This is a genomic window from uncultured Finegoldia sp. (genome assembly GCF_947252345.1).
In the GTDB taxonomy this organism is placed as follows: domain Bacteria; phylum Bacillota; class Clostridia; order Tissierellales; family Peptoniphilaceae; genus Finegoldia.
In genome coordinates, this window is sequence record NZ_CAMXVC010000027.1 from 1 (window position 1) to 24,855 (window position 24,855).

At 31.8% G+C, this 24,855-nt stretch carries 22 protein-coding genes; 2 read left to right on the forward strand and 20 right to left on the reverse strand.

Annotation, left to right across the window (positions count from 1 at the left end):
- Positions 1–137: 137 nt before the first annotated feature.
- The 20 genes from Q0X02_RS06205 to Q0X02_RS06300 all read right to left on the reverse strand — a co-directional run bounded on the left by Q0X02_RS06205 (position 138) and on the right by Q0X02_RS06300 (position 22,416).
- On the reverse strand, positions 138–410 hold the full coding sequence (locus Q0X02_RS06205; protein ID WP_366094140.1) for a CD1845 family protein: 273 nt from the start codon (positions 408–410) through the stop codon (positions 138–140).
- A 73-nt stretch (positions 411–483) separates the two neighbouring features.
- Complete coding sequence (gene lysS, locus Q0X02_RS06210; protein ID WP_297813130.1) at positions 484–2,364, reverse strand: lysine--tRNA ligase; 1,881 nt, start codon at positions 2,362–2,364, stop codon at positions 484–486.
- Between the two features lie 2 nt (positions 2,365–2,366).
- A complete protein-coding gene (gene greA, locus Q0X02_RS06215; protein ID WP_297813133.1) occupies positions 2,367–2,846 on the reverse strand; it encodes a transcription elongation factor GreA in 480 nt (159 codons plus the stop codon).
- Between the two features lie 82 nt (positions 2,847–2,928).
- Positions 2,929–3,861, reverse strand: coding sequence for a tRNA dihydrouridine synthase DusB (gene dusB / locus Q0X02_RS06220; RefSeq protein ID WP_297813136.1), 933 nt, complete (start codon positions 3,859–3,861; stop codon positions 2,929–2,931).
- A complete protein-coding gene (locus Q0X02_RS06225; RefSeq protein ID WP_297813139.1) occupies positions 3,854–4,642 on the reverse strand; it encodes a type III pantothenate kinase in 789 nt (262 codons plus the stop codon). The genes dusB and Q0X02_RS06225 overlap by 8 nt, the downstream gene beginning before the upstream one ends.
- 6 nt (positions 4,643–4,648) lie before the next feature.
- A complete protein-coding gene (locus Q0X02_RS06230; RefSeq protein ID WP_297813143.1) occupies positions 4,649–6,247 on the reverse strand; it encodes a CTP synthase in 1,599 nt (532 codons plus the stop codon).
- A 14-nt stretch (positions 6,248–6,261) separates the two neighbouring features.
- Positions 6,262–8,316, reverse strand: a complete 2,055-nt coding sequence (locus Q0X02_RS06235; protein ID WP_297813146.1) for a glutamine synthetase III — start codon at positions 8,314–8,316, stop codon at positions 6,262–6,264.
- A 114-nt stretch (positions 8,317–8,430) separates the two neighbouring features.
- Complete coding sequence (locus Q0X02_RS06240) at positions 8,431–8,895, reverse strand: DUF5673 domain-containing protein (protein ID WP_297813149.1); 465 nt, start codon at positions 8,893–8,895, stop codon at positions 8,431–8,433.
- Positions 8,895–10,808 carry an ATP-dependent zinc metalloprotease FtsH gene (gene ftsH, locus Q0X02_RS06245; RefSeq protein WP_297813152.1) on the reverse strand — a complete coding sequence of 638 codons (1,914 nt, stop codon included), beginning with the start codon at positions 10,806–10,808 and terminating at the stop codon, positions 8,895–8,897. Before ftsH ends, Q0X02_RS06240 begins: the two co-directional genes overlap by 1 nt.
- The gene (hpt, locus tag Q0X02_RS06250; RefSeq protein ID WP_297813155.1) at positions 10,808–11,368 is read right to left on the reverse strand and encodes a hypoxanthine phosphoribosyltransferase; all 561 of its coding nucleotides are present in this window, start codon (positions 11,366–11,368) and stop codon (positions 10,808–10,810) included. The genes ftsH and hpt overlap by 1 nt, the downstream gene beginning before the upstream one ends.
- On the reverse strand, positions 11,358–12,713 hold the full coding sequence (tilS, locus tag Q0X02_RS06255) for a tRNA lysidine(34) synthetase TilS (protein ID WP_297813157.1): 1,356 nt from the start codon (positions 12,711–12,713) through the stop codon (positions 11,358–11,360). Before tilS ends, hpt begins: the two co-directional genes overlap by 11 nt.
- A 36-nt stretch (positions 12,714–12,749) precedes the next feature.
- Positions 12,750–13,190: a S1 RNA-binding domain-containing protein gene (locus tag Q0X02_RS06260; RefSeq protein ID WP_297813159.1), complete on the reverse strand. Its 441-nt coding sequence runs from the start codon at positions 13,188–13,190 to the stop codon at positions 12,750–12,752.
- Positions 13,191–13,257: 67 nt separating this feature from the next.
- On the reverse strand, positions 13,258–13,632 hold the full coding sequence (locus Q0X02_RS06265; protein ID WP_297813162.1) for a septum formation initiator family protein: 375 nt from the start codon (positions 13,630–13,632) through the stop codon (positions 13,258–13,260).
- Position 13,633: 1 nt separating this feature from the next.
- Positions 13,634–13,879, reverse strand: a complete 246-nt coding sequence (locus Q0X02_RS06270; protein ID WP_297813164.1) for an RNA-binding S4 domain-containing protein — start codon at positions 13,877–13,879, stop codon at positions 13,634–13,636.
- Positions 13,866–14,756, reverse strand: coding sequence for an HAD family phosphatase (locus Q0X02_RS06275; RefSeq protein WP_297813166.1), 891 nt, complete (start codon positions 14,754–14,756; stop codon positions 13,866–13,868). Before Q0X02_RS06275 ends, Q0X02_RS06270 begins: the two co-directional genes overlap by 14 nt.
- A 34-nt stretch (positions 14,757–14,790) precedes the next feature.
- Positions 14,791–16,548 (reverse strand): pyruvate kinase, encoded by a 1,758-nt coding sequence (gene pyk / locus Q0X02_RS06280; protein ID WP_297813169.1) that lies wholly within the window; start codon positions 16,546–16,548, stop codon positions 14,791–14,793.
- Positions 16,549–16,560: 12 nt separating this feature from the next.
- Positions 16,561–17,520 (reverse strand): 6-phosphofructokinase, encoded by a 960-nt coding sequence (gene pfkA, locus Q0X02_RS06285; RefSeq protein ID WP_297813172.1) that lies wholly within the window; start codon positions 17,518–17,520, stop codon positions 16,561–16,563.
- Between the two features lie 9 nt (positions 17,521–17,529).
- The gene (locus Q0X02_RS06290) at positions 17,530–21,021 is read right to left on the reverse strand and encodes a DNA polymerase III subunit alpha (protein ID WP_297813176.1); all 3,492 of its coding nucleotides are present in this window, start codon (positions 21,019–21,021) and stop codon (positions 17,530–17,532) included.
- Positions 21,022–21,089: 68 nt separating this feature from the next.
- Positions 21,090–22,007, reverse strand: coding sequence for a DNA-binding protein WhiA (gene whiA / locus Q0X02_RS06295; RefSeq protein WP_297813179.1), 918 nt, complete (start codon positions 22,005–22,007; stop codon positions 21,090–21,092).
- Between the two features lie 4 nt (positions 22,008–22,011).
- Positions 22,012–22,416, reverse strand: coding sequence for an NUDIX hydrolase (locus Q0X02_RS06300; protein WP_297813181.1), 405 nt, complete (start codon positions 22,414–22,416; stop codon positions 22,012–22,014).
- Positions 22,417–22,567: 151 nt separating this feature from the next.
- On the opposite strand from Q0X02_RS06300, the gene Q0X02_RS06305 reads away from it, so the two are divergent.
- Together Q0X02_RS06305 and Q0X02_RS06310 are read left to right on the forward strand one after the other, a co-directional pair.
- Entirely contained in the window at positions 22,568–23,650 is a 1,083-nt protein-coding gene (locus Q0X02_RS06305; protein ID WP_297813184.1) for a 5-bromo-4-chloroindolyl phosphate hydrolysis family protein, read from the forward strand.
- Complete coding sequence (locus Q0X02_RS06310) at positions 23,650–24,768, forward strand: toxic anion resistance protein (RefSeq protein WP_297813186.1); 1,119 nt, start codon at positions 23,650–23,652, stop codon at positions 24,766–24,768. Before Q0X02_RS06305 ends, Q0X02_RS06310 begins: the two co-directional genes overlap by 1 nt.
- Positions 24,769–24,855: the final 87 nt, after the last annotated feature.

Consider the following 24,855-nt stretch of genomic DNA (forward strand, 5'->3'; position numbering starts at 1 on the left):
ACCTAATGAAGTTATACATTTCAGATTGCCTATTATAAAAATAATCAAAATTCATCCCTACCTCCTTTCTTTGAAATAAAAAAGACGACAGAATTATTGATTTCTATCGTCTAAGATTATCTAATATTTATTTTTCTTTAAATTGATTTTATTGTATAGTTTAATAATTCTAATAATCCAATAACATATATACCTAATTTAGGTAATCCAAATGGACTAAATAAAAATGCTAATATTAGTGCTTCAATTACAATTTGCTTGTCTCCTTGAAATATGCTAGCTAATCCAATTATAAAAATCAAAGTAGAAACTACGCTTAACAACGCAGTACTCAAACTTAATATGAAGGTTAAAAAAGCTATGAGCAAACTCAACACTAATCTTATCGGTAATAAAATTATTCTAATTATCCATCTCGTACATACCCCTAAAAATTAAACTGGGATTTATAACAAACCCCAGTTTCATAATTATCGTGTTCTTTTAATAAATTTTTGAACCTGCTGGTATATTTTCATCCAACATTATTAAATTCAATACTTCTTCACCTTCGTATTCACAGATTGCAGATAAAAGCATTCCACAAGAATCTTCTCCCATCATCTTTCTTGGTGGTAAGTTCGTGATTGCAAGTAGAGTTTTTCCTACTAAGTCTTCTGCAGAATAGAAGTTTTTAATTCCAGATAAAATAATTCTATCTGTTCCTGAGCCATCATTTAGAGTGAATTTCAAAAGCTTTTTAGATTTTGGCACTTCTTCGCATTTTTTAACTTTTACTACTCTAAAATCAGATTCTGAGAATTTGTCAAAATCTACAAAATCTTCAAATAGTGGCTCAACTTTAACTTTCGATAAGTCGAGCTTCTTTGCTTTTGTGTTTTCTGAATTACTTGAAACATTTTGTCCAACCGGCTTCATCGTTGGGAACAACATTATATCTCTGATTGATTCATTGTTAGTCAACATCATAATAAGCCTGTCGACACCGATTCCCAATCCTCCTGTTGGAGGAAGTCCTACTTCCAATGCGTTCAAGAAATCATAATCCATCATTTGTGCTTCATCGTCGCCGTTTTCTCTAGCTTCAACTTGCTTCAAAAATCTTTCTTTTTGGTCGATTGGATTGTTCAATTCGCTAAACGCATTTGCAATTTCTTTTGTGCATACAAATGCTTCAAATCTATGAGTGTATCTTTCGTCGTCGGGATTTCTCTTAGCTAGTGGGCTTACTTCAACAGGATGACCCAATACAAATGTTGGTTGAACCAATTTTTCTTCACAGAAATGCTCGAAGCATTCATTGATTACTTCACCACGTGACATATTTTCTTTGATTTCTACGTTGTTTGCCTTTGCAACTTCACGAGCTTGTTCATCTGTTTCAATTTCATCAAAATTAATGTCCGCATATTCTTTTATTGCATCAACCATTGTAATTCTTTTCCAAGGTGGAGTGAAATCTATTTCTGTTTCACCAAATTGTGATTTCATTGAGCCATTTACTTTTTCGCACACAAATGCAACCAATTGTTCAGTGATATTCATCATATCATTGTAATCGGCGTAAGCTTGGTATAATTCAATTGCCGTATATTCTGGATTATGTGTGTGATCCATTCCTTCGTTTCTGAACATTCTTCCCATTTCATATACTTTGTCAAATCCACCAACGATTAATCTTTTTAGATATAATTCATTTGCAATACGCAAATACATATCAATGTCCAAAGTATTGTGATGAGTAGTAAATGGTCTTGCATTTGCACCACCGGCTATTGTGTTCAATATCGGAGTATCAACTTCTAAAAATCCTCTTGTATCCAAAAATTCTCTTATAGCTGATATTATTTTAGACCTTTTGATAAATGTATCTTTGATTTCTGGATTCATAATCAAATCAACATATCTTTGTCTGTATCTCAAATCAGGGTCTTTTAATCCGTGCCATTTTTCAGGTAAAATTTGCAATGATTTAGACAACAATACTACTGATTTTGTTCTTATAGATATTTCACCACTTTGAGTCTTGAATATTTCACCTTCAACACCTACAATGTCTCCAATATCCATATTTTTAACTTTTGCATAGTTTTCATCGCCTAATTCATTTACTTTATTGAATAATTGTATTCTACCGACAGAATCTTGCAAATCCATAAAGTTAACTTTACCATGACCTCTTTTGCTCATAATTCTGCCTGCCATTTTAACATATTTTCCGTCAAATTCGTCAAAGTTTTCCAAGATTTGTCTAGTATTATTTGCGTTGTCAAATTTTTCATGAACGTAAGGATTTTCATTTGCATCTAGCAATTCTTGAAGTTTTTGTCTACGAATTTGTAGCATTTCATTTAAGTTTTCCATTATTATCCTTTCTTTACAGTCAATACCATTATTTTTACTATTCCGCCTGGTGTCTCAAAAGTAGTGGTATCTCCTACTTTTAAATTCAAAAGAGCTTTTCCAGTTGGAGATTCGTTAGATATTCTTCCTGAAAAAGGATCAGCTTCTGCTGTTCCTACTATTTTGTAAGTCTTTTCTTTATTTGTATCTAAAATTTTATATGTTACTGTAGAGCCAATTGTAACTACGTCTTTTTTCTCTTCGTCTTCTTCGATAACTTTTGCGTACAATAACATATTTTCAAGATAATTTATTCTTTCTTCTACTTGTGCTTGCTCGTTTTTAGCTTCGTCATATTCTGCATTTTCAGAAAGGTCGCCAAATCCTCTTGCAACTTTGATTTTTTCGGCAATTTCTGTTCTACGAGTAGTCTTTAAAAACTCAAGTTCTTCTTTGTGTTGGTTCAAACCTTCTTGAGTCAATAAAAATTCCTTTTCTCCCATATTTTATTCTCCTTATTTCAACCATATATTAAAAAATTATATAACAACATACACAATTGTCAAGTTATTAAATGTATATAAACTATTCATTTTTAAATTCATCTAATACTTTATATATTTCTTCAATGTCAGTTAACTGATTTATTTTATTTTTTACTTTATTTGAATTTTTGAAACCTTTTAAATACCACTGTATGTGCTTTCTCATTTCCAGTACGGCACGTCTTTGTTCATAACATTCTAACTTCAATTGCATATGTTTTTTGATTGTATCAATAACTTCTCGTTTTGTTTTAAACTCATTTTCACTGAAAATAAATGGATTTTGCATAGCTCCTCTTGCCAACAAAACTCCATCGCAACCAGAATATTCCATTTTTTCTCTGATATCTTTTTTTGTAAAACAATCCCCATTTCCAAATACAGGTATGTCGATATTTTCCACCAATTGTTTAATATATGACCAGTCAGCTTCACCAGAGTAGAACATTTTTCTTGTTCTTGCGTGAAGTGTTACATAATCAACTTTTAATCTCGAACAAATTTGTGCCAACTTCATAAAATTGATAGAATGTTCATCAATTCCAAGTCTAAATTTGACCGATACCGGCAAATCGGTGTTGTTTTTGCAGGCTTTTATAACATCTTCTGCTCGTTCTAAATCACCCATAAGGGCAGACCCGTCTCCGTTTTTGAAAATTTTCGGAGCAGGACAACCCATATTGATATCAATTGTTTTAAAATTATAATTTTCAGTTAAAAATCTTGTGGCGTATGCAACAATCTCGGGCTCATGTCCGAATATTTGTACAGATGTGTTTTTTTCTCGGTCATCAACCTTCAGTAATTCTTTTGTTTTTTTATCGTCATAGTAAAGTGCTTTGGCACTGACCATTTCTGTAAAACATAGTCCAGCTCCCAACTCTCCTGCAATTATTCGAAATGGAATGTCTGTGACTCCTGCTAGCGGTGCCAAAAACAAATTACTGCTCAAATTCAGTTTTTTTTTAATCATTTCTATTTAAATCGTTAATAATTTTAAGTCCATCCAGCGTTATCAACTTGTCGATTATTGTAATATACTTAGATTGTTTGGCAATCAAATACGAAAATCCACCCGTTGCAATTATAGTAACTTCATCTTTTGTTTTATTTTTTTCTTCTAGTATTTTTTCGATTAGGTTGTCGATTAATCCAATGAATCCATAGACCAATCCGGATTGCATACTGCTTACTGTGCTGTCTCCAATTATTTTTTCGGGCATTTCAATTTCAATCTTCGGTAGTTTTGCTGTCTTCATAAATAACGCCTCAGAAGAAATTGCTATTCCAGGTGCGATTGCACCTCCAAGATATTCTCTATTTTCAGTTATATAATCAAATGTAATGGCCGTTCCAATATCTACAATTATAATTGGTGTTTTATATTTTTCGCACGCACTGACTGCATTGATAATCCTATCAACCCCGACTTCTTTCGGACTCGCATACTTATTAACTATTCCAGTTTTTATTTTTTCTGTAACTATTAACGGTTCTATTCCCAAATATTTTTTTATGGCCTTCGGAATAGTTGGCATTAAATTAGGTACAACTGAACCAATAATAGCTTCTTTTATATCTGATTTTTTGATATTGGAATATTCCAATGCCTGCCTAAGTGTCAACGCATATTCATCGCTTGTTTTTCTTAAATCTGTGGAAATTCTCCATTCAAATATCAATTCATCGTCTTTAAAAATTCCCAATACAATATTAGTGTTTCCAATATCAATTACTAGTAAAATATTATTCACCTTCTTCTATTTATTTTCTATAGATGCTTTTATAAATCCATTAAATAATGGGTGAATTTTATTAGGTCTTGATTTGAATTCTGGATGGTATTGACAACCTAAGAAAAATTTATTTTCTGGAATTTCAAGCATTTCAACCAAATTATATTGGTCATTAATTCCGGAGAAAACTATGCCATTATTTTCAAATTCTTTCCTATAATCATTGTTAAACTCATATCTGTGTCTATGTCTTTCTTGTATGAACTCTTCTGAGTATAATTGTCTTGCCAATGATTTATCTTTCAAATGACATTCATAATTCCCAAGTCTCAATGTTCCACCGATATCTTCAATATCACGTTGGTCTTTCATCAAGCTTATAACAGGATTTTTGCAATCTGCAACAACTTCTGCTGTATTTGCATCAGCTAATCCAAGAATATTTCTTGCAATATCTATCGCTGCGATTTGCATTCCCAAGCAAATTCCAAAGTAAGGCACATTATTTTCACGACAATATTTGGATGTTTCTACCATACCTTCCATTCCACGTCCACCAAATCCACCAGGGACAATAATTCCGTTCAATCCTTCAAACTTTTCTTTTATGTTTTGTTTAGTCAATTCCTCTGAATTTATCCAGCGGATATTTACTTTGTGATTGTTCGCATATCCAGCATCTATTAATGCTTGCTCTACAGAAAGATAAGCATCGTGGAGTTCTGTGTATTTTCCTACCAAGCCAATGTTGACAATTTCTGTTGCTTTTCTATAGTTTTCAATCATTTTTCTCCATTTTTCGTCGACATCTTTTTTAGGTTTCAGTTTCATTTTCCTCATAATGTACTTATCTAAATTTTGTTCTTGGAATTTTAATGGTACTTCATAGATAAAATCCACATTGAATGATTGAATTATAGCATCTACTGGAACATCACAGAATAATGAGATTTTTTCTTTTAATTCATCAGTTACAATTCCTTCACTTCTCAAAATTATGACGTTGGTTTTTATTCCAAGACTCATCAATTCTTTGTAGGAATGTTGCGTCGGTTTTGTCTTTAATTCATTACTGCCAGGAATTGTCGGAACTAAAGTTGTGTGAATGAACAACACGTCTTCTTTTTCATTTTCTGCGTGAATTTGTCTGATTGCTTCCAAGAATGGTAGCGATTCAATATCTCCAACAGTACCGCCTATTTCAGTTATGACTATGTCTGCTTGTGATTCTTCTGCTGCTTTATAAACAGCTTTTTTTATTTCATCTGTAATATGCGGAATAACTTGTACAGTTTTGCCATTATAGTCTCCACGTCTTTCTTTTTTTATAACATCATTATAAACTTTTCCGGTTGTGATGTTAGATCTTTGTGTCAATTCTTCGTTAATGAATCTTTCATAATGGCCTAAATCAAGGTCAGTTTCTGCTCCGTCTTTTGTAACAAAAACTTCGCCGTGTTGGTAGGGACTCATAGTTCCTGGGTCTATGTTCAAATATGGATCAAATTTTTGCATAAACACAGAAATTCCTCTGTCTTTTAACATCCTACCGATACTTGCACCGCTGATGCCTTTACCAATACCAGAGACTACCCCTCCAGTAATAAAAATAAATTTACTCATTATTCCTCCTATAACTATATTAATGATGAATATATATCTTGAATATCACACAAATTGTAATTTTCTTTGTATACAAATTTTTCTAAATCGTCGTGAATGTTTCTTATTTTTTCAATCATTGGACTGATTTCGTATTGAAAATACTTTGCGTTATCGTATTTTGAATCAAAATCAGATTCTGTAAGCATTTCTTCTAATAAGTTACGATTGTCAATTAATTCATTCAAACCGTTCTTCAATTTTTCTTGTGTTGACTTCAAACTACTTATTCCACATTTTTCAATCAATTCGCTGTTGTGAACTACTTGTTTAGATATCGCACTTATAACAAATTTATCTAGCATATAAATCAATGTTTTCGCTTCTATTTTATGAGTTGAAATCACATCCTCCAATCCTACATCGTAGATTGCGTGTAATTCTTCCTCACTTAGTATACCACAAAAACCTCTAACAGATTCTTCTGTGATAAGAGAATACAACGAGTCAAAATAGTGAACCAAATCCAATAGCCCTCTCTTCTTCGCCTCTTCTCTCCATACTTCAGTATAATTATCTTGTCTGTAAAGTATTTTTTTGTGATTGTTTAATATATAAACAACTTCTGATTTGATAAATTTTTCAATATTTTCATCTTGTGATTTGAATTTTTCGTACACTCTTTTAATTGCATTTGCATACATTGTGTTCAAAACAATGTTAACATCGCTGGCTGAATTTGACGAGCCAAGCATTCTGAACTCAAATTTGTTTCCTGTGAATGCAAAAGGACTAGTTCTATTTCTATCTGTCATATTTGGTGGAATATAATCAAATCTATTTATAGAGAATTTAGGATAATTTCTATTTAATTCTTCGTTGTTCATCAATGAATTGAAAGTTTCTTCGATATCTTGTCCCAAATCCATTGAAATTATTGATGGTGGAGCTTCATCTCCTCCAAGTCGATAATCATTGGATGTAGTGGAAGATGCCGCCCTCAAAAGCGCTTGTGAATTGTCCACAGCTTCTATTAAACAAGCCGTAAATATTAAAAACACGAGATCATTTTCCATATCAGATTCCGGTGAAAATACATTTCTTCCAAAATTTGTAACCAATGAATAATTATTATGCTTACCAGAACCATTTACTCCTTTGAATGGCTTTTCGTGTAACAAACAAACGAGGTGGTGTTTTCTTGCAGTTGTTTTTAATATTTCCATTACCAAATGATTGTCATCTACGGCAATATTTGCATTTTCGAAAAGAATTGCAATTTCAAATTGATTAGGTGCAACTTCATTGTGTTCTGTCTTAGCATAAATTCCCAATCTAAATAATTTTTCATCAATATCTTTGTAGAAAGCTTCAACTCTTTGAGGAATTGAGCCAAAATAATGGTCTGTTAATTCTTGTGATTTTGGAGCTTGCGTTCCAAGTAGAGTTCTTCCTGTGTTTATCAAATCAATTCTTTGTTTATAGATATTCTCATCTACAAGGAAAAATTCTTGTTCCAAACCAATCTTAACCTTCATTCTGTAGCAATGTTCATCAGAAATTTCGTTAAATAATTTAGTTCCATAATCTGATAAATAGTCCAAGCTCCTTAAAAGAGGAAGTTTTTTGTCAAGAGTTGTTCCATCATAAGATACAAAAACAGATGGAATATACATGATGTTATCCACAATAAATGTATTAGATGTGCAATCCCAATAAGTATAGCCACGAGCTTCAAATGTTGACCTTATCGAGCCAGTTGGAAATGATGAAGCGTCTGGTTCTCCTTTTATCAATTCTTTTGCAGAAAATCTGTTGATTGGAGTGTTATCGTCTCCTCTATCTAAAAATGAATCGTGCTTTTTTGCAGTCAAACCATTTAGTGGTTGAAACCAATGACAAAAATGAGTTGCTCCTCTTTCGATTGCCCATTTTTTCATCGCATGAGCGATTATTTCTGCTGTTTCCAAATCCAATAGGTCTTCTTTTCGTACAGCGTTTTTCCATTTTTGATAAATAGGAAATGGCAAAGAATCTTTCATTTGCCTCTTGTCAAAAGTATCAATTCCGAAAATTTTATTTGTATCCATAATACCTCCATGTATTAAAATAAAAAAAATTGGCGTTCAAAGAAAGCCAATTTATGAAAAACAAAAATAGTGTTTTTTTTATTATATTAATTCACAGATTTGTTGTCAAGTATTTTATTGTTTTTTCTTGTTCTTTTTTATTATAATTTGCATCTCTGAGGCGTCAGATGGATTGATTGGAATAAGTTTATTTGTAGCTCTTGCGTTTTTCATTGTAAGTTCCAAAAATTTCTTATCCTTTGAATATTTCCATTGCTTTATGTCTTCATATTCTGCCAAAGAACCGTTGAAGTAAATTCCTTTTTCAGTAAAGGAGATTTTTTCAAATGTCAAATAAATGAATATTACACCCAACAAAATATAAATCAAAGGAAACAATGTTTTTTGTTGATACAAATACAAAAATCCCAAAACAACAATGGAATACGATGCTATAATCATCAATAATCTCTTTCTTTGATTGAAATTTTTTATTACTCGTCCAATATTTTTCTTAACCATATATACATTGTACATTTGCTTCAATCCAAAAAGCAATATCAAAATATACATCACATTTATTACATTTTTTGCGTTCATTATAACTCCTGATTGTCTATAGTATTTTCAATTTCCTTGTCTTTTTCTCTAACTTCTTTTAATTCTTGAGGTTCTTGTTCGTGAATACCCGATTTCCTGTATTTTTCGAAAATTTCTTCAAATTCAGCTTGACCTATCGTCTCTTTTTCCAAAAGTCTATTTGCCAAAGCGTGCAACATATCAATATTTTCATTTAAAATATTTAACGCTTTAGTGTAAGCTTCGTCAATCAATTCTCTCATTTCAGAATCAATTTCATAAGCTATTTTATCAGAATAAGCTTTGTTTTTCCCCAATTCTTGTCCAAGGAAAACTTCCGAATCGTCTCCACCGTACATCATTGGTCCGAGTCTTTTGCTCATACCGTATTTCGTAACCATAGCGTGTGCAATTTTTGTTGCTCGTTCAATGTCATTGCTAGCTCCAGTTGAGATATCGTCCAACACAACTTCTTCTGCTGCACGACCTCCAAGTAGTGATATAAGTTTGTGTTGCATTTGGTTTTTGGTCATAAATTTTGCATCTTCTTTTGGCAAATAAGCTGTAAACCCTCCAGCTCTTCCCCTCGGAATGATTGTAATCATATGAACTTGGTCACTATCTTTCAAAAATCCCGATACTATTGCATGACCTGATTCATGGTATGCTGTCAGTACTCTTTCTTTTTCTATTACAACTTGAGATTTTTTTTCAGGACCAGCTACCACTTTTATAGAAGCTTCTTTGAATACTTCGTTGGATATTTCCGCTTTATTTTCTCTTGCAGCGAGAAGTGCTGCTTCATTACACAAGTTTTCCAAATCAGCTGGAGAAAATCCAGTAGTTGTTTTTGCGATGTTTTCCAAGTCTACATCTTTTTCTATTTTTTTGTTTTTAGTGTGAACTTTTAAAATTTCAAGTCTTTCTCTAACGTCTGGAAGTCCAACATATATTGTTCTGTCAAATCTACCTGGTCTTAATAATGCTTTGTCCAAAATATCTGGTCTGTTTGTCGCACTCATTACGATTACGCCTTCATTTTTTCCAAAACCATCCATTTCTACTAGCAACTGATTTAATGTTTGCTCCCTTTCGTCGTGACCACCACCTAGACCAGCTCCTCTTTTTCTTCCAACTGCATCAATCTCATCGATGAAAATAATGCAGGGAGAATTTTTCTTAGCTTGTTCAAACAAATCACGAACTCTGGAAGCACCAACTCCTACAAACATTTCGACAAAATCAGAACCTGATATGCTAAAAAAAGGCACCTTCGCTTCGCCAGCAACAGCTCTGGATAAATATGTCTTTCCTGTCCCTGGAGGTCCTACCAGTAAAACTCCTTTCGGGATTCTAGCGCCTATGTTTATATATTTTGTAGGATTTTTCAAGAAATCTACAATTTCCATCAATTCTTCTTTTTCTTCTTTTAATCCAGCTACGTCAGCAAAAACAACTTTTTCTTTTGAGTCTTTGTTTAATTTTGCTTTTGATTTTCCAAAACTCATAGCTTTTGTATTTCCAGAGTTTTGAGTTTGGTTCATAAATATAAACCACAAAATAGCCAATCCGAATAAAATCAGAATAGTAGGCATAATGTCGATATACCAAGGTTTCCCTGGGTCTTTTTCCATTTTTAAAACTATTTTATTGCTTTCAACCGAATCTTTTAAGTAATTGTCGTAAAGAACACTCCACATATCTGGTTGGATGTACATTTTAAAAGGTGTATTTTTACTATCTTTTAGTACCCCTTTAACATCATTTCCCTTTGCTACTATTTCTTTTACGTTACCTTTTTTAACATTTACAATCATATCGTTAACAGTGAAATACTTAGTATTCAAACTGTTGTTTTGTGTCATAGTAACGAAAAAAGCTATTAGAAGAATCGGAATGATGTATATTAGCAAGCTTTTAGTTACTTTTTTCATTAATTCTCCTTTTCATAAACGGATTTTTTCAAAACGCAGATATCTTCAATATTTCTGTATTGCTGTGCATAATCCAATCCGTATCCTACAATAAATTCATTTGGCACAGTAAATCCTACATACTCAACGTCAACTTCGTTAGTTCTTCTTTCTGGTTTATCCAAAAGAGATGCTATTTTTACAGATTTTGCATGTCTATCTTTTAAATTTCTAACCAAATATTCTAATGTTCTTCCGCTGTCTATAATATCTTCGCAAATCAAAATATTTTTGTCTGTAATATCTTCTTCTAAGTCTTTAATAATTCTAACCGTACCTGATGACTCAGATGATTTTCCATAACTCGACACAGCCATAAAATCTATCCCAACTTCTCTGTCTATATTTAGTGCCAAATTACTCATAAACATAGATGCTCCTCTTAAAATTCCAACAACAACTAATTCACCTTTGTCCTTATAATCCTCAGTGATTTTTTGTGCCAATTCATTAATTCTTTTGTCAATATCTTCTTTTTTGATAAGAACCTTCTCAATTACATCACTTAAATTACTTTTCATACTCCACCTCAATAATTAAAACTTCTTTGGTATCAGAATTTTTCATAAATAAATTCGACCTTTTAACAGACAAAATAGCATAAATTTCTGATTCATCACTTAGTATAGGATAAAAATCTCGCAAAGATTTTTCTATCTTTTCGTCGATAAATATATCCTTTATTTTTTTTGAAAATCCTTTGAGTTTAATTTTATCTCCATTTTTCCTAGGCCTTATTACAAGATTTTTAGATATGATTTTTGTATCGAAAATCATCCTGTTTTTGTTTGGCTTGATGTTTTTACTATCTGTAATATAGCTTTTTATAGTAAAATCCCCAAATCTCATCGTACCGAGAACAAAATTTAATGGTTTTAAATTTTTATATCTCAAATTTTCTCTAATAATAACTTTATCATAACTTTTAAAAAAACTGTAGTCTTTAAATAAATATTTGCTGCCATTTTTTAAATCGAATAAATTAATTATATCATCTATATAACTCATTCGTATATCTTTGTTAGAATCATATAATCTTATCAGCAATTGTCTTATCACATTTCTTTGAACAGACAGCTTTTGATTTTTAAAGTTTTTAACGTCAATAAAATGTGTATCCCTTTCTTTTTTTACCAAGCTAGCGTACATTTTATTAGTGACATCTTCGATTATTTCATCAGAATCTCTGAGAATAATCATAGTTCGATTTATAGATTGGGTAATAGATTTATTAAAATTTTTCTGTACATAAGGCAGTAATTCAAGTCTGATTTTATTTCGTAAAACATCTGGAATAAAATTTGTCTTATCAGTCACATATTCTATCTTTTCTTTGCAAAGATAATCCACTATTTCTTTTTTCGTAATATCTAACAAAGGTCTAATAATATTTTTGTTTTTATATTTTATTCCTGTAAGCCCGTCAATCCCACTTCCTCTGAATAAATGCAAGAAAAAAGTCTCAACTTGATCGTCCATATGATGGGCAACTGCAATTTTGTCAAAATTTTCATTTTTTAAAATTTCATTGAAACATCTATATCTCAAAATCCTGCCGCTATCCTCTAAACTTATCGAATTGTCTATTGAATATTTCTTCATATCCACTCTTTCGAGAAAAAATTTCACATTTTTATCTTCTGAAATCCTTCTTGAAAATTCTTCATCTAAATAGCTTTCACTTCTGTAAGAATGGTTTATATGGCAAGTTGCAATATCAAACTGTAGGTCATCCTTTAGAGTATTTAGTATGTTAAATAAAAAAACAGAATCTGCCCCTCCAGACAAACCGATTAAAATCTTGTCATTTTTTTGTATTAAATTTTCCCTTAAAATTGTCGCTTTGACTTTCTCTATCAAATTCATACTAATAAAAAAGCCGCATACAGCTGCGGCATTCTCCTAATTATACTTTTTTTTCTTCGAAAACTTCTTATTCTCTCTTTGTCTTATAGAATCCAATCTTTCATTGCTATCTTTCATAAATTTTGTTATCAAATCATCAAAGCTCGATTCTTTGCTAGACTTTTTAACTTCAGAATTTTCTGATAAAGTTTTCTTTGAAAAATCTTTTTTGTGTTCTTTTTTGTGTTCTTTTTTGTATTCTTTTTTAGGAAGACATTCTTTAATCGAGAAGCTAATCTTATTATCTTCAATGCTCATTACTTTGCATTTTACTTCATCATTAACTTTTAAAGCATCTTCAACTTTTTCTATATAATCGTTAGAAATTTGTGAAATATGCACTAATCCTTTGCTTCCATCTTCGCATTCTACAAATGCTCCAAATTTTGTAATCCCAGTTACTTTTCCTTCTACAATATCGCCCACTGATATAGACATATGCAATATCTTCCTCCTAATAATATACTATTACAAGTATATACCACTAAAAAAACGCTGTCAATAATTATTTATTTGACTTGTTCTCAAAAGTTGGCGATGGAGTATAGTTTTCATTTTTGGATGGTTTTTCATTTTCATCTTTTACCAAAACCTCATCTGGTTTTACCATACCGAGTTTTTCTCTAGCATACTTTTCTATAAGCTTAGGATTATCCAAATGTTTGGAATCTTCAGATAATTTTTGTATTTCCTGGTCCAATTGTGCTTTTTTGTTTTGCTGTTCAATCTTTATACTATTTAAATTTTTAATTTGAATTTGTTGTTTAAAAATTGTAAAACACAAAGTCAAGCAAGCGAGAACTGTCAATAGAGAAACAAAAATTCTGAATTTATTGACATTTTCTCTTCTTTTTCTCACCTGATTATTCCTAGTACTCATTTTATTCTCCTAATGTTTCGAACATTTTATCTGCATCATCTTTTTTTGGATTGTCAATTAATTGCGCTACTTTTACTCTCAAATTTGATTGTGCAAAGTTTATCTCGATGATATCTCCTACTTTTACATTGTCTCCCGGTTTTGCAGTCTTGTCATTTATTTTAACTCTTTGTGATTCACAAGCTGTTTTTGCAACCGTTCTACGTTTTATTATTCTTGAATTTTTTAAAAATTTATCTAATCTCATCTATATCCTTGTTTTTTATTTCATATAATATTTTATCATAATCTAAATCAGATTCCAGCTTTTTATCCAATATTTTTCCATTTTTTATAATTATTGATGATTTCATTTCATTATTTTTATAAAGACAATATATGTCTAAATCTTCTAAATTTTCGTTGAAAAGTTCTTTGTTTATAAAAAACAAAGCTTTTATAAATTCTTTGGATTTTCTTCGAATTTTAAAGATTCCATTTTTTTCTTTTTCAAACTTTTCTAGTATCAATTTGATATCCTGCAAATTATCCACAATGAAATCTGCCTTGTCTTGTTTGAAATCAAATCTAGTTTCTTTTCTAGCAATCACAGTAAGCCCAGCATTTTTGGCTGAAATAATCCCATAATCAGAATCTTCTATTGCCACAGCGTCTTTTTTGTCAACATTTAGTTTTTTTAAGGTTTGGATGTAAATTTCAGGATTAGGTTTTGACTCCAAAAAATCTTCTCCACTCACAATGACATCAAAATCATCTTTAATGTTCAAATCATTCAAAACTTGAATAATCGTTTTTTTATTTGAAGATGATGCTAATGCAAGCTTAAAATGTTTTCTTTTCAGTTCTTTTAGTAATGGATAAAATCCATCCATTACTAAAGAACTGTAATTTATTTTTCCACCATCTATATAGTTAGTGATTAACGGATAAATCTCATCCGTTTTTTTGTGCATTTTCTCTTCTAAAAATTCATCTGTTTTTTGTTGACTTAAACCTGCAAGTGCGTTCAATTCTTTCTGTGATACTTGAATGTCATATTCATCAAATAGCTTTCTGAAAAAATCAATATAAACTACTTCGCTGTCAATAATTACACCATCCATATCAAAAATTACAGCTTTCATTTTCTACCTCTTAGTTTATTATATCATATAATTATTATAAAATCTTTGCCGCTCCTCGATAAACCAATCCAGCGATTGGGTCAATTGTCAAAATTTCTTCATCTTTGATTATCTTCATAGCATCTTTACAACCAACAATAGTTGGTATTCCCAAATGAAGTCCAACTATTGCACCAGGAGATGTAAGTCCGCCTTCTTCGAGAATGATTGCGGAAGCTTTTTGGACATAAGGAACAAATTCTCTTTCCAAGCTGTACAACACAAGGGCATTTCCCTCTTCAAAACTCGAAGCTAAGTCCTGAGTATTTTTTGCTATTTTTGCTTTGACAGTTACAGATTTCTTTCCAATTCCTGTTCCTTCTATCAAAATATCTCCTATTGTGTGAACTTTTAGCAAATTAGTCGTGCCAGAAATTCCAACTGGAAGTCCCGCTGTAATTATAATCAAATCTCCTTCGTGAACTAAATCTTTTTTTATTCCAGCAGAGATTGATCTGTCTATTACTTCATCAGTGTTTTCGCTCAATTCACTTAAAACTGGATGAACGCCCCAAATCAATGATAGTTTTCTCATAACTTCTTTTGATGTTGTAGCCGCAACTATCGGAGACAATGGGCGATATTTTGATACATTTCTGGCTGTGGAGCCGGAGGTTGTGGCAACCACGATGGCATTTGCACCTAGTTGTTCGCTTATGCTTCTCGTAGCGATGCTTATTGCATTAGTTGTAGTGATGTCAAGCCATTTTAATCTTTTATTTGCAGATTCTTTAAATTCATCCGAATTTTCTGTGTTGATTGCGATATCATTCATAACTTTAACCGCATTCACCGGATAACTTCCAGCTGCTGTTTCTCCCGAAAGCATAACTGCATCACTTCCATCCAAAATAGCATTAGCAACATCAGTTACTTCCGCTCTTGTAGGTCTAGGATTTCTAATCATAGAATCTAGCATTTGAGTTGCAGTTATTACTGGTTTTCCAGCGAGTGCTGTCTTTTTAATTATTTCTTTTTGGACAATCGGCATAATTTCTGTTTGGATTTCTACTCCCAAATCCCCTCTTGCTACCATTATTCCATCAGATGTGTTGATAATTTCATCTAAGTTGTCCACACCTTCTTGTGACTCAATTTTAGAAATAATTTTAATTTTATTTCCATTATTTTCTTCTAAAATTTTTCTAATATCCAAAACGTCTTGTGATTTTCTGATGAAAGAAGCCGCGATATAATCTATGCCATTTTCAATTCCAAATTTTATATCAGAAATATCTTTGTCTGTTATAGCTGGAAGGTTGACTTTTGTGTTTGGTATATTTACTCCTTTTTTACTTTTCAATACTCCGTAATTATTTACCCTGCAAATCACGTCTGTGTTTTTTATCTCCAAAACTTCAAGTTCAACAAGTCCATCGTCAATCAAAACTTTTTTTCCAACTTCCAAATCGTCAGAAAGCCCTTTATAACTTACTGAGCAAATATTTTTGTTCCCAACTACATCTCTGGTTGTAAGTGTAAATTCATCACCAATAGAAAGCTTAACCTCATCAACTTCGAAATCTCCAAGTCTGATTTCTGGACCTTTTGTGTCCAACATAATCGCTATTGGTAAATCCAATTCTTCTCTTGCTTGTTTAATGTTTTGTATTCTTTTCAAATGTTCTTCGTGACTTCCGTGTGAGAAGTTCAATCTACAAACATTCATTCCATTTAGCATCAATGTTTTTAAAGTCTCTACAGAATCTGATGCTGGTCCAATTGTACATACTATTTTTGTCTTTTTTAACATAATAACTCCTAACTATATCGAAATTTCTTTCGACATTTTATATAAATCTTCTCTAAATTTTCTTTTTATCGTAACTGCTTGTTCTATTGGAACAGTTATGATTTTATTATCTTTCATAGCAATTGCCAAATCGCTTTTGTCTTCCATTATTAATTTTACGGCTAAATTTCCCATTTGTGTTGCCATCAATCGGTCAAATGTGCACGGTGTTCCTCCACGTTGGACGTGTCCAAGTATCGTAACTTTTGTTTCTACTCCTGTTTTTTCTTCAATCATATTTTTGATGTCATATGCGCCCCCGACTCCTTCAGCGAGCATAATCAAATGATGAAGTTTGCCTCTTTTTCTACCACGTTCGATTTTTTCTGTTACTTCGTCAATATTTAAATCGACTTCCGGAACTAATATCGATTCAGCTCCCGATGCAACTCCAGAGTACAAGGCTATGTCGCCGCAATTTCTTCCCATTACTTCGATAATATTTGCCCTGCCGTGGCTGGAAGATGTATCCCTTAATTTTGAAATAGCATCGCTAACCGTTTCTACTGCTGTGAAAAAACCAATCGTGTAGTCTGTGTATCCCATATCATTATCAATTGTGCATGGAATTGCTATTGTGGATATTCCAATTTTGCTCAAAGCACTCGCTCCTTTGAATGAGCCATCTCCTCCGAGAACAACTAACCCGTCAATGCCAAAATCTTTTAAAATTTGAGCGCCTTTTTTCTGTCCTTCTTCTGTTTTAAATTCCAAACATCTAGCGGAGCCTAATATTGTTCCACCTCTGTGTATTATATCAGCAACCGATGATACATTCATTTCATAAATATTGCCGTTCATAAGACCATCATATCCAGACCTTATTCCCATAACTCTTATTCCATTGTAAATACACGTTCTGGCAATCGCTCTAATGCACGCATTCATTCCCGGCGCATCTCCACCACTTGTCAGTATTGCTATTGTTTTCATAATTTACCTCTATTTTAACACTACATTCTCTTTTCCCAACAATTCCACTAGCTCATCAATGGTCTTGTCTGTCGTAGAAATTCTGAACTCATTGCCAAGTAGATAGTTTTGTTTTTTTTCTTCAAAATATATATTTGACTCAATATTTCCGGGACTTTCCAAGAGAATTGGCTTTATTTTGTCCCACATATAACTTGGCATACTTTTGGTTATTCTGATGAATAATTTTTTCTCTGAACTTTCGTTAAATTTTGCGGATGTTTTAGATTCAATGCTATCAATCTTATCGACCAATATTTTCGGTTCTTCACCTTCAATGATATTTAATCTCCCAGAAACTATCAAAATCTCATCTTCTTTTAAGATATTTGAATACATTTCGTATTTTTGTGGAAAAACAATAAGTTCCATCACACCATACAAATCTTCGAACTTAACAAATTCCATAATTTTTTGGTTTTTTGTAAATTTTTTATTTATTGATTCAATAATTCCTACAACACAGACTTTCTTTCCGTCAAAGTTTTTTTCGTTGTAGATTTCATCGTCTAAATCGCTAGTTGAGAAATTAGAATATTTCTGAATTATTTTTGAATACGACCTCAAAGGATGATCTGTTAAATATATTCCAAGAACTTCCTTTTCCATTCTTAACAATTCACTTTTTTCAAATTCTTCACTTGTAATAAAATCATCTTGTGAATTGTCCGTATCCGATTTTTCTTCAAACATATCAAACAAGTTCGATTGACCTGGAACATTGTTTTTTAGCCCAGATTGCACCGAATCTATTATTGTCTGATATTGTAACATCAACGATTTTCTTGTCTGACCGAGTGAGCTAAATGCTCCCGCTTTTATCAAAGACTCTATTGACCTTTTATTGATAGCTGATTTGTCTTTTTCGTAAATTCGTTCTATAAAATCTCTGAAACTTTTGAATTTACCATTTTCATTTCGGGAAATTATTGTTTGTTCGATCAGATTAGAGCCGACATTTTTTATTGCTTTTAATCCGTATATTATGGAGTTGTCTTTGACATCAAACTTATCCAAGCTGTAATTTATGTCAGGTTTTAATATCTCAATGTTCAATCTTCTCGCTTCTTCGATATACAGTGAAATTTGAGAAGTGTTACCCATAACAGAAGATATAAGAGCTGCCAAAAATTCCACTGGATAGTAGTATTTTAACCACGCTGTCCTCATGGCGACTAATGAATACGCTGCTGAGTGCGATTTGTTAAATGCGTATTTCGCAAAATCTATCATTAAGTCATAGATTTTATTCGCTACATCCTCTTCGACTCCTCTTCTAATTGCACCTTCAATTAGTATTTCTCCATCGTCATTTGTCTTTCCAAATATAAATTCTTTTCTACCATCTTCCATTACCTTCATCTTTTTTTTGCTCATAGCACGTCTAAGATTGTCGGCTTCTCCAAGGCTAAACCCTGCAATTTTCTGGACAATTTGCATTACTTGTTCTTGGTAGACTATCGTTCCATATGTTGGCTTCAAAATATCCTCTAATAACGGTGACAAATATTCTACGTCTTTTTCATTGTGCTTGTTGTGAATATATGTTGGTATTTCATTCATTGGTCCTGGTCTGAATAAAGCATTAGCTGCGATTAAATCGTCAAACTTGTTAGGCTTCAATTCTTTTAGAAAGTTTCTCATTCCTTGAGATTCAAACTGGAATATTCCAAGTGTCTGTGCCACAGTAAACATCGACAAAACTTTCGGGTCATTTTCATTCATCTCATCGTATGTAACTATGATGTTTTTGTTTTTCTTGATGAATTTTATGCAATCGCTAATTACAGTTAATGTTCTTAGACCCAAAAAATCCATCTTCAATAGACCGAGCTCTTCCAATTCAGTCATATTGAATTGAGTGATTACTGCATCTTTGTTTAATGCTAGCGGAACATACTCCATTATCGGAAGCTTTGAGATAACGACTCCAGCGGCATGCGTAGATGTGTGTCGTGGCATTCCTTCCACTCTTCTAGCTACATCAACTAATTTTTTAACAGTTTTATCACTTTCGTATGCTTTTCTAAATTCCGGAGAAATTTCCAATGATTTTTCAATATTTATGTTCAACAAATTTGGAACTTTTTTTGCAGTGTCATCGACCATTTTAAAATCCATAGCCAAAACTCTACCAACATCTCTGATTGCATTTCTAGCAGCCATAGTTCCAAAAGTCACAATCTGTGCAACTTTATCGACTCCATATTTTCTGACTACATAATCTATAACTTCTTCTCTTCTTTCGTAACAAAAATCGATGTCGATATCTGGCATTGAAACACGTTCCGGATTCAAAAATCTTTCAAAAATCAAATCATAATCCAATGGATTTATATCTGTAATTTCTAAGCAATAACTTATTATGCTTCCCGCTGCAGAACCACGTCCAGGCCCAACGGGAATGTCTTGTGATTTTGCAAATCTAATAAAATCCCAAACTATTAGAAAATAATCGACATAACCCATTTTTTCGATTACAGAAAGCTCATATTCGCATCTTTTTTTAGCTTCATCTAATCTTTCATCATTTGCAAATCTTTTTTCTAATCCATCGAAGACAAGTTTTTTTAGATAGCTTTTATTAGTGTATCCATCTGGAATGGAAAAATACGGAAGATGAAGATTACCAAATTCAAGTTCTACATTGCACATATCTGCGATTTTCTTTGTATTTTCAATAGCATCTGGATAATCTTTGAACAAATCTCTCATTTGTTCTTCACTTCTAAGGAAAAACTCGCCGGGAATATAACTCATCTTATTTTCTTCTTCGATAGTTTTTCCTGTCTGAAGGCAAATTAATATATTGTGAATTTTGTAATCGTCTTTTTCTATATAGTGAACATCATTCGTACATACTAATCCAATATCGAGTTCTTTTGCAATTTTAGGAATATTTTCCATAACAACCGCATCATCTCTTGAAGAATGGTTCTGCAATTCTAAGTAAAAATCATCGCCGAAAATTTTTTTTAACTCTCTGGCAACATCACAAGCTTTATTATACCCATATCTTATAAGAGACTCTTGAACTTCTCCCTTCAAACAAGCAGATAGTGCAATTATTCCTTCTGAATATTTTTTTAATGTGTTTTTGTCAACTCTCGGTTTGTAGTAGAATCCTTCTACATATCCAAGAGAGACGATTTTCATCAAATTTGAATAACCTTTTTGATTTTTTGCTAAAAGAACTAAATGATTGTAAAATCTGTTTTCAGGATTTTTAATTTTATGGTCTTTATTTGTTGTGTAAATTTCGCAGCCAATAATGGGCTTAATATTTCTTTTTTTGCATTCTTTGTAAAATTTAACAGTCCCAAACATACTGCCGTGGTCTGTAATGGCGATGGCTTTCATATTTAATTGTTCAACTTTGTCCAATAATTTTTCGATAGGACAAAATCCATCAAGTAAGCTGTATTCTGTGTGGACATGCAAATGAGTGAATGTGTCTATCATATTAATCTCCTTTAGCTATATATATTTTATAATACCAGAGAAAAATTTAAAAGAAAAATTGCTGACAGCTATAACTCATCAGCAATTTTTTTTAATTTATTCAGTCTATAACTAACTCCAGATTTAGAAATCTTGGGATTCATCATTTCGCCCAACTGTTTAAGCGAAATGTCTGGATTTTCTATTCTAGCATATGCTAATTCCAACAAGGCTGGATCTAATGATTCAAGCCCTATTGTTTTTTCAATTTTTTCAATTATAATCTTTTGTTTCAATGAGGCATCTATTGTTTTATTTAGATTTGCTGTTTCAAAATTAAATCTTCTATTTACATTATTTTTAATGTCCTTAAAAGCTCTAATATTTTCAAATTTCAATACGCTATTATAAGCTTTAATTAAACTCAAAAAATCAGAAATAGTCTCTGCTTCTTTCATATACAGTACGTAATTTTCATTTCTTTCAAAAATCGAAGATTTTATCTGGAACAATTGCAAAATATCTTTAACTTGATTGCTCACATTTTCTTTTTTGAATATTATTTCCAAATGATACATACTTGATGGGTCATAACAAAATCCAGTTCCAAGAAAAGCTCCTTGTAAGAAACTTATCTTCTTGGAATCAGTATTTATCAGGTCTTCAAAAATTCCATTATCAAAGTCAAACGGATTTGTCGATGTGCGCGTGTCTTGGCAAAATCTGCTAGCAACATCTTCTCCAATAATAACCTCGTAGATATTTTTTTTCCTTAAATTATTGTTGTGTCGCACTTTAATGTCACAATCATAGGCGTATAATTTTTTGATATTCGAAAAAATCAATCTCGCAATTGGATTGCTTTCGGTTTTTAAAGTAACTTTTACGCCATTAATATTGAAATTCAAAGTTCCAATAGTTTTCGTGAAAGCTGATAACATTGCCAAAATATCATAATCATCCAGATTAGCTATAATTTCTGTTTTAATATCAGATGAAAAGCTCATATCGTTACCTTTTTTTTATAAATGATTTTGCTGTTTTAATCATATTTTTTTCCGCACTGTGACGGACATATCTCAATGCTTTGTCAGGGTGCATAAAATCTCCTTCTGCAAAGCCTTCTTCTCTTTGTGGGATAATATTACTATCTTTCGTTACCATATAAAAATAGTGAACTGTTTTTAGAACTTTTGTGCCATCTAAATGTCTGTACTTGTATTTTACATAACCAATATATCTTACTATCTCGGCTTTAAGTCCTGATTCTTCAAAAACTTCTCTAATTGCAGTTTGTTCTAAACTTTCTCCTTTCTCTACCCTACCTTTAGGAAGAACCCATTCACCACGGAACTTTTTAAGTACAGCAACATTACCATTATTGATAACAACCCCACCTGCACTTATTTCTTCCATAAATCCTCCTATAAATTAAAAATCTATTACTATTATAAACTGAATTTAAAATATTTAAAAGTATCAGAATAGATTAAAAATTTTTCAAATAAATTTAAGTTTCTATATTTTCACTACTATATATGATACAATAGTAATAGGTAGGTGTGAAATGAAAAAAAATAAACTAGAAGAATATATTGACAACGCTATAAGCAATAATGATTTTTCAAAAGTTGGTGAAATTATCGAAAAATCCATTGATATGGCTTTAGATTTATCAAAAAGCGGACTAAATGTCGTCATGAACACATTTAATTTGAAGCCAAAACAAAAACCTAATTATATAGCGAACAAAGACCCCCAACTTGTTACTCAAAAAAAGATAAATCCAAAAAATTACTTTGCATTAAGAAATATATGTTATTTTATTTGTGCCGTGATGTTATTTGGTTCAATCGTATCACTGAACCAGAGCTTAGCTGATTTGTTTTCTGGAATAATGTTCGGTTTAGGATTTGGTTTTGTAGGATTTTTGTCGCATATACACGCGTCAAAATTACAACGATTTTTGAGATACAAAACAGAAATTGGAGACAATAAGATTTTGAGCGTAGAGGATTTTGCATCAGCTGTTAATCTTCCTGTGGAAAAATGTAGTAAAGAACTAATTTATTTCATCAACAAAAGATATTTCCCACAAGCTCGCATTGTAGAAAACGGAAACTTATTTTTGTTAGACAGAACTAGCTATGACGCCTATAAGGCTCATTGTTTAAACGAAACAAAAATTGAGCAAGAAGATAAAAAAGAGCTAGAATCCAATCGTGATATTACAAATTACATTACAATGACTGAACAACTGATAGAATCAATTCACGATTACGATTTTAAAAATGATGTTGTAAAATTAAAGGATTTATTGGTATCTATCAATCATCAAATCCAAAAAGATGGCTCCGATGTCAATGGACTCAATAAATTTGTAGACTATTATACGCCAACCGCCATCAATTTGGTTAAAAATTACATTCAGTTTGAAAATGAAAAAAATGACATTCTAAGTGTAGAGAAATCACAAGAGGATATTAAAAATGCAATAGAAAATATAAACGAAGCTTTTGCAAAATTGTTGACCGATTTGTACAGTGATGATATTTTAAATATAAATTCTGAAATTGAGGTTATGAACACTCTTCTATCTCAAGATGGATTGATAGAAAAAAATACTATGTTTAAGAAAGGAAATAATTAATGGAAGATAATCCAATAAAATTAACATTAGACGTTGAAGAACCTAAAATTGACGATTTGGAACAAAACGAGATTTTTTATCCTGAAATTGAGCAAAAAGTCAAACTCACTCCCGAAGAACAAAAAACCGTTGATGAGTTTGTCAAACAAATCGATTTGTCCAATTCAAATATCGTGTTGCAATACGGAGTCGGTGCTCAAAAGAAGATAGCTAGTTTTTCAGAAAAAACTTTGAACAGCGTCAAGACAAAAGACTTGGGAGAGGTTGGAAATTTATTATCTTCAGTAGTGACGCAATTAAAATCATTTGATGAAACTGAGGACAAGGGTGTTTTTGCATTTTTTAAAAAAAGCGCCAATAAAATTACAGCTCTTAGAACAAAATATGATAAGGTGGAAAAAAATGTAGATGAGATTTCAAAAATTTTGGAAAATCATCAGATTACTTTGATGAAAGATATTTCTCTGTTGGACCAAATGTATAAGTTAAACGAGCAGTACTACAAGGAATTATCTATGTATATTTTAGCTGGTCAAAAAAAATTAGATCAAGTTAAAAACGAAGAACTTCCCAATATGCTTAAAGAAGCGGAAACTTCCCCAAATTCTATAACAGCACAAAAGGCAAATGATTTGAGAGACTTGGCGACGAGATTCGAAAAGAAATTGCACGATTTAGAACTTACAAGAATTGTCAGCTTGCAAATGGCTCCGCAAATAAGAATGGTTCAATCATCAAATGCTGTAATGGTTGAAAAAATCCAGTCTACAATCGTGAATACAATTCCTATCTGGAAAAACCAAATGGTTTTGTCATTAGGTGTTTATCACAATTCTCAGGCTATTGAAGCTCAAAAGATGGTTACTGATTTGACCAATGATTTGTTGCGTAAAAACGCTGATACGTTGAAAATGAGTGCTATCGAAACAGCTAAAGCAACCGAGAGAGGAATTATTGATGTCGAAACGATAAAACACACTAACGAACAACTAATCAGTGCACTAGATGAGGTTCGCAATATTCAATTAGAAGGTCACGAAAATAGAGTTAAAGCAAAGAAAGAACTTATGGCAATGGAAAAAGAATTAAAAGACAGACTTTTGAATAAGACAAATTAATTTTCAATGAGTGGTATTTTTAATATCGCTCATTTTAGTACCATAAATAGTGTAAGAAAGGAAGTAATTCCTATCTTGCACTATTTT